The sequence below is a fragment of the Bacillus sp. 05T31 genome (genome assembly GCF_056396725.1).
Map to the genome: position 1 here is coordinate 1 of NZ_JBFTMA010000160.1, position 7,628 is coordinate 7,628.

Genomic DNA, 7,628 nt, shown 5'->3' on the forward strand with positions numbered 1-7,628 from the left:
CCAGTAAGCATTGCACCTATAATTGAAATCGTCATCCAACCGATACCGATTCTACGAGAAGTTTTTAAATCTTTAACAGAGGTAATTGCCATAAAGCGAACAATAATATGCGGTTGACCAAAATACCCAAGACCCCATGCTAAAAATGAAATAATACCAAGAATTGTAGTACCTTTAAACATATCTAAATGCGATGCATCAACTTGCTTAATCGTATTGAATGTTTCTGTTACACCACCGACATCTGTAAAAGCTACAATTGGCACTAACACAAGAGCAATAAACATAATACAACCTTGCACAAAGTCGGTCCAACTTACTGCTAAAAAGCCACCGAATAATGTATAAGCAACAACGACACCGACAGTTACAAATAAACCAATTTTATAATCAAGATTGAAAGAATTCTCAAACAAACGTCCACCTGAAACTAAACCAGCTGACGCATAAAATGTGAAAAACACTAAAATGACGATAGCGGAGACAAAACGAAGTATTTTCGTACGATCTTTAAACCGATTTTCTAAAAAATCTGGAATAGTAATTGAATCATTTGCTATTTCTGTATACGTTCGCAAACGCGGGGCAAGGATTAAATAGTTTGCATAAGCACCTATTAATAAACCTATCGCAATCCATACACTTGATAATCCTGTTGCATACATCGCACCAGGTAATCCCATTAGCATCCAACCACTCATGTCAGAAGCACCAGCTGATAAAGCTGTAACTGCTGGACCGAGTCCCCTTCCGCCTAACATATAATCTGATAAATCGGATGTCTTCTTATAAGACCAATAACCGATATACAACATACCTGCCATATAAATAGCAAGCGAAACCATAATCTCAATCTTCACCAAATCTCTCCCTTAGTTATATAAGCCATTCAAAATTTCGAAAAATGACTTTTTCTATTTTCTTGTTTTCGCTTATGGTTCCCTACCTTAACAAACATTTTTTGTTCTTTCAAGTGAACAAGCCCTTTTCACTACATGTGAAAACCTTTATAAACGCCTTTATCCCAGTGGATTACCCGGTTTTTAAAAGAAATTAAAGTAAAAATATTCAGAAAATAAAATAGCGTTTTTTCACACCTTATTTTCATTCGTTTATTAGTTGAATTTTAAAAGAAAAAAGCCATACGAATGTATGACTTTTAATGTATTAAACATAGCTTATCTTCTATTTACTAGTAGGAAACAATTCTGAAAGAGGAACTATCCGCCCYACCTCATCTTTAAACACAATATGCTCTCTCGTTAAATGGCGCGGGCTCTTTACTCCCGCTGCTGCCGCAAGTGAGAACAAACTATATCTCATACTAACAACATAATTCATTACTCGCCATTTCTTCTCATACGGATCTAGCGCTTTTTGATAGTGCGGATTCGTCGTGGCAACTCCAGATGGACATTGTCCGGAATTACATTGAAGTGCCATTATACAGCCACTTGCCATCATAAATCCGCGTGCTGAATTTACAGCATCTGCACCAATGGCTAAAGCAATTGCCACTTTATCTGGTGTAATTAATTTCCCTGAGGCAAACACTTTGAATTTTTCCCGAACACCGTAATGATTCGCTGTATCAATACATGTCAGTAATGCTGGAATAAGCGGTATTCCCATACTATCTGCCATTGATTTATACGTAGCACCTGATCCACCTTCTGAACCATCAATTGTAATGAAATCTGGATAAATGTTTAACTCTTTCATCGTTTTGAATAAATCTTCCAACGGTTCCTGCTGTCCAATTACAATCTTCATCCCAACTGGTTTACCACCGTTTTCTTGCAAACGTTGAATAAAATAAAGTGTATCTACTGCATTCTTTAAAAATGGAAATCGATTCGGTGAATTAATCGTTTCTCCTTCTCGCACATTCCGAACAGAAGCAATTTTCTCATTTACTTTTTGTCCCTCTAGATGACCACCACGTATTTTCGCACCTTGCCCAAATTTCAATTCGAATGCTTTAATATTACTTTCTTTCGCTTTCTCCATAAATTTCTTCATTGAAAACTTACCATCCTCATCACGATATCCAAATAATCCTGGACCAATTTGCGCAACGATATTTGCACCGGTATGTAAATGTTCCGGTATTACACCACCTTCCCCCGTATTAATCCACGAACCGCCAGCCATCTTCGCGCCAAATCCACTTGCCAAAATATAATTTTCGCCAATCGCACCGTAAGAAGTTGCTGATGCGCCAAACATGCCATACAGTTTCCACGGATATTTGCGGTTTTCACCGACGATAATTGCATCGTCTTCTTCATATAACCAAAGATTCGTTGTATCCGCTGTCAATTTTTCTCTTCGTGAAAATAACCCTTCTTTATGAATCACATACTTTTTCCCTTCACGTTCTTTCGTTACATTCACACTTAATTCATCTGTTAATTTCGGAAATAATGTATTAGCGATATAATATCCAGATGCATCAAAATCTCGTTTTGATCCAAAACCGAGTATTTCTGAACGGTATTTTGCTAGAAACATTACACTTTGAAAATCATAACGTGAAAAGGGCTTTCCATCCGTATCATGATCAAACCAATATTGCCTAAATTCCGGTCCTATCTTTTCAAGTAAATAACGCATCCTTCCTAAGTATGGATGTAACTTTAATATAGAATGATGCGTCCGTTTTTTAATAAAAAATGTAATAATAAAAAAAATGATTAATAGTAACATCAATAAGAGCAATATACTAATAATAACGAGTAGCGTTTCACTCATCCCGCTTCCTCCTATGAAAATCCATAATAAAAGGAGAACACCTGATGTGTTCTCCTTTTATCTTTATTCAAATTAATGTAGCAAGATGCTCTTTCGCATCATATTCAACTAAACTTTCAGCATTTTTAATTCGATGAACAAAATCTGGATTAGCTATTAAAGGTCTTCCGAATGCCACTACATCAATTGTTCCTTCTTGCAGTGCTTCTTCTGCCTCTTTCGGATTCAAATTACCTACTCCTACGATAGTACTATCCCAATACTTTCTTACTAATTGATGAAAATTCTTGCCGTCAGCAATAACTTGCGTATAATTCATCGTTGAAGGGTGAATCATCGTTAATCCAACTTCTTTAAACATATTTACAAACGTTTCAATTGCAAGTTCAGGATGTTCCCACATATAAGTAGGATTATCACCTTTAAAGGCAGAGAAGCGAAGAAGCGTTTTATCAGCTCCAACTGCTTCAATTACAGCCTGAACAACTTCTTTCATAAACGTTAACCTTTGTTTTAAGTCACCGCCGTATTTATCAGTACGCTTATTCGCAAATTCATAAGTAAATTGGTCAATTAAATATCCGTGTGCACCGTGAATTTCTACACCATCAAATCCAGCTTCTATCGCATTMTTTGCKGCTTGTGCATATTGACCGATAACTTCTTTTATTTCTTCTATTGTCATTGCTTCTGGTGTATCAAATGGTTTACGAAAACGCGGAACATTCCCCTCCGCAGCAATAGCAGAMGGTGCTTGYGGCATTTGMYCACCAATTATYTCGTGATGACTCATACGGCCAACATGCCATATTTGAGCAATAATCGTTCCACCTTCTTTATGTACTGCCTCTGTAACAGGCTTCCACGAATCGATTTGTTCTTGTGTATAAATCCCTGGTACTCCCGGATTACCTTTTGCCCTTGGGCTAATGACGATTCCCTCTGTAATAATTAAGCCAACTCCATCAGCTGCACGTTTTCTATAATACTCTACCACATCAGTACCAACGACTCCCGTTTCATGATCCGCGAAACATCTCGTCATCGGTGCCATCGCTATGCGATTACGAAGAGACCAAGATCCAATTTGAATCGGATGAAATAACTTCGTTTCTTCAATATTTTCAAAAGATCCCCAATCGTTTATATTTGTTCCTTCATAAATACTTGCAGCTTTATTATTTGCACTTGTCATTTTTCTTCCCCCTAAAAAATTCTTACTATAATCGCATCATACTTACTTTTAGATAGTAACGTCAATTTATACGCTCTTACGTAGGAATATTCGCATAATAAAAATAACTGTTTTTTAACTTTAAGGGTTCTGGTATTCAAGACTCTACTGTCTATTTTTATGTTCAGTAAGTGGATGAGGAAAATACTTGTTAAGTGGATGTTTTCTTTTCTTCTAGTTTTATTACTATAGAATAYATTGGTAATTAATTATTTAACTATTTACTAACCAAAAAGAACCTGTTTCCAATGTACTATGTTCAAACTTAAACTAACGAGGTTTCAATAATTCATTTGTTTTTTAATTATACCAACGAAATTTTAGGAACTAATAAAAGACTCCTAGATAGTTGAAAGTATTTTTTCTTATTTAATTTTTAGAAAGAAGGATAACAATGAAAACAAAAGCTATCGTTTCTACACCTGAAAAAGATTTTAATATGCAAGAAGTATACTTAAACGATATTAAAGACGATGAAGTATTAGTAAAAATTATCGCTTCGGGTATATGTCATACAGATGCAACAGTTTTAGACGGTACAATGCCAACACCAAAACCAGTTGTTTTAGGACATGAAGGTTCTGGTATTGTAGAAAAAGTGGGAAGTAATGTAACATCGGTTAAACCTGGTGACCATGTTGTACTTGGATTTTCTTACTGTGGTCATTGTGAAAATTGCTTAGATGGTAATGCTGCTGCTTGCGAAAATATGATTGAATTAAACTTCTCTGGAAAAAACAAACGCCATGTAACACCTATACACGATCTTAACAATAATGACATTTCTCAATTCTTCGGCCAATCTTCATTCGCATACCATGCCGTGGTTGATGAGAATAATGCTGTAAAAGTACCAAAAGATGTTGATATACGTTTGTTAGGACCACTTGGTTGTGGAATTATGACTGGTAGCGGTACGATCCTAAATTCATTACAGCCAAAACCAGGTAGTAGCCTAGTTGTATTTGGAACCGGTGCTGTTGGCCTTAGTGGCTTAATGGCAGCTAAAATTGCTGGATGTACTACAATCATTGCCATTGATATTCATGATAGTCGTTTAGAATTAGCGAAGGAATTAGGGGCTACACACACGATTAATAGCTTAAACGAAGATCCAGTTGCCAAAATTAAAGAAATTACAAACGGTGGAGCTAATTACTCATTTGAAACAACTGGCGTAAATACTGTTACACTGCAATCCATTCAATGCTTACGAGTAAAAGGTACAATGGCAACTGTTGCTGTTGGTAAAAAGGATTTAACTTTAAACGTAACAAATGAAATTGTCGTAAAAGCTATTACAATTAAAGGGGTAGTTGAAGGTGATGCAGTACCGCAACTATTCATTCCAAAATTAATTAATTTCTATCAAAAAGGACTATTCCCATTCGATAAGTTTGTACAATTCTATTCTTTTGAAGAAATTGCTCAAGCATTTGAAGATTCTAAAACAGGAAAAACGATTAAACCTATTATCGTAATGGAGTAACATTTGTTTACTTTTTCCCGATAACTAACAAAACAAAAATATCCTGAAATGGAATAAATAAAATTAAAAAGGTTTCCTAAGTAGGAAACCTTTTTTAGTTGACCATATAAGGCTAACAATTCGTTTATCTCTTTTAAATAAAGAAAATAAACAATTATTATCTCCTCACATATGGAAAATCTCTTAACAATAGAAGTGGGAGTGGTTCAGTATTCTTCTAAAAATAATAACTTATATACCTAAAACAATGAAAGCCCTACCTCTCTTTCATCCTTACGGCTCCTCGTCCGTGCCAGTGTGAATCAGGATTGCAAAAATCAAGTAACTATTTTATCGAGTTATTTAATTAAACTTCGAACATTCGTAAAAGAAATTAAAAAATAAAAATGGATTAAATTGTAGTAATAACAAAAGAGGTTAATGCTCTAAAAGTGGTTTGAAAGAGTTGAATGTCTTTGAAATGATTGATTTTCTATAATTATATTCCCAAAAAATTCAARATCTTTTTTGGGATGTAATACATTATCTACAATGAATCTTAACAAAAGCTTTTTATTTGATTTTCTGTGATACCTTCAATTAATCCCAGCTCACTAATCAAAAATTCATGTGCGTTATCTAACATTTTCTTTTCGCTTGCATTAAGTGCTTTTTCTTTCTGCATACGTAATAAATCACGTACAACTTCAGCACCTTCTTGTATTTTACCCGTTTTTATTTTATCAGTGTTCAATTTATACCTTTGTTTCCACGTAAGTAATCTATCTGATTCCCCATGCTGAAAAATATCTATTATGTTTGTTAATGCCCTTATATCTGTAACTGGTCGTATATTTGAATTCAATATTTTCCCCATAGGAATCATTACTTCCATATTACTAGCCGACATTTTTATAACATAATACTGTCTTTTTTCTCCTGAGATTTCCTTTTCTTCTATGGCTTTAATTATACCTGCTCCGTGCATTGGATAAACGATGTTATCGCCAATTTGAAACAAATAATCCACCTCCATATATGGTAACCTTCTCAATCTTAACACACATTTATTTTTTTAGCAAAATTTTTATAATATCACAAAATTATTTTCTATGTCAATTTATTTACACATAAAAATTCAAGCTGTACAGAAACACTAAAAAACCCGCGATTTTGTTACATTTCTACATCCATTTTCTCCAATTTTATATACCTTGTAAAACAAAAAAACACATCACTACATATAAGTAGCGATGTATTTTTATATAATGACAAAAACGGTTGCTTCAAAACTTCACACACGATCCTTCGCTTATATACTAACCTGTTTACTAATCGTTTCTCGCGCTAAAAGAAAACTCATAATCACTTGCGCAGCTACTCTACTCGTCATATCCCTAAAATCAAGAGTTGGATCAATTTCTACTATATCCATCCCTTGAACGAGTGGCTCTTTACCAAGGAATTCAATTGCATCAAGTAAAGTTGTACTATCCATCCCACCAGGGCCAATTGCTGGACAGCCTGGTGCAAACGCTTGGTCTAGTACGTCCATATCAAGAGAAATATAAATAGAAGTCACATCTTGTTTTCTTAATACTTCAATACTTTCTGAAATAAGATCTTTTATTTTTCGCTCTCTTACATCTTTCATTGTATACACTGTCACACCATGCTCTTTTGCATATTCATGGTACGCTCGTGCATTTGAAAAATTACGAATCCCAATTTGAACGAGTTGTTTTCCTGTAATCACATCATTTTCTAGCAAACTACGGAACGGTGTACCATTTGATGGACCACCATCATCTAAATTACGTAAATCATGATGGGCATCAAATTGAATAATACCGACCTTCCCTTTACTATTTGCAAAACCAGTTATACTCGGAAAACTAATCGAGTGGTCACCACCAAGAACGATTGGTATCATTTTCGGATTTACTTTCGTCAAGTGACCAACTGTTTTCGCAATTCGGTTATGACTCTCTTTTATATCTGTCACATGCATCGTAATATCACCACAATCATGAAGAACACTTTCTTTCATATCGTGTTCTTCTGTAATTGCGTACGTGCTATATGCATCCAACATTGAACGAATTGTTTTTGGTGCAAAACATGCTCCTGAATGACTAATAGATGGTTTAGAAAAGGGCGCTCCAATTAAGG

6 protein-coding genes are annotated in these 7,628 nt (G+C 34.9%); 1 reads left to right on the forward strand and 5 read right to left on the reverse strand.

The genetic code is table 11. The features are described 5' to 3' along the window. The 3 genes from AC1DJR_RS12210 to AC1DJR_RS12220 all read right to left on the reverse strand — a co-directional run. Positions 1–860, reverse strand: an 860-nt coding sequence (locus AC1DJR_RS12210) for a sodium:solute symporter family transporter (RefSeq protein WP_477002706.1), incomplete at its 3' end; no start/stop codon positions are given. Positions 861–1,185: 325 nt separating this feature from the next. Then, positions 1,186–2,754 carry an FMN-binding glutamate synthase family protein gene (locus AC1DJR_RS12215; RefSeq protein ID WP_289404390.1) on the reverse strand — a complete coding sequence of 523 codons (1,569 nt, stop codon included), beginning with the start codon at positions 2,752–2,754 and terminating at the stop codon, positions 1,186–1,188. A gap of 67 nt (positions 2,755–2,821) precedes the next feature. Next, positions 2,822–3,949 carry an alkene reductase gene (locus AC1DJR_RS12220; protein WP_477002707.1) on the reverse strand — a complete coding sequence of 376 codons (1,128 nt, stop codon included), beginning with the start codon at positions 3,947–3,949 and terminating at the stop codon, positions 2,822–2,824. A 433-nt stretch (positions 3,950–4,382) separates the two neighbouring features. Here AC1DJR_RS12220 and AC1DJR_RS12225 point away from each other — a divergent pair, with 433 nt between their 5' ends. Continuing rightward, on the forward strand, positions 4,383–5,477 hold the full coding sequence (locus AC1DJR_RS12225) for an NAD(P)-dependent alcohol dehydrogenase (protein ID WP_429688430.1): 1,095 nt from the start codon (positions 4,383–4,385) through the stop codon (positions 5,475–5,477). Positions 5,478–6,015: 538 nt separating this feature from the next. On the opposite strand, the gene AC1DJR_RS12230 is transcribed toward AC1DJR_RS12225, so the two are convergent. Next, a complete protein-coding gene (locus AC1DJR_RS12230) occupies positions 6,016–6,477 on the reverse strand; it encodes a CarD family transcriptional regulator (protein WP_429688434.1) in 462 nt (153 codons plus the stop codon). Between the two features lie 291 nt (positions 6,478–6,768). Beyond that, positions 6,769–7,628 (reverse strand): formimidoylglutamase (gene hutG / locus AC1DJR_RS12235; protein ID WP_477002708.1); only part of this gene is annotated, 860 nt, incomplete at its 5' end.

Bases quoted from the DNA above. Each gene is read 5' to 3' on its own strand.
- AC1DJR_RS12225 (WP_429688430.1), top strand. From the start codon at position 4,383: ATGAAAACAAAAGCTATCGTTTCTACACCTGAAAAAGATTTTAATATG.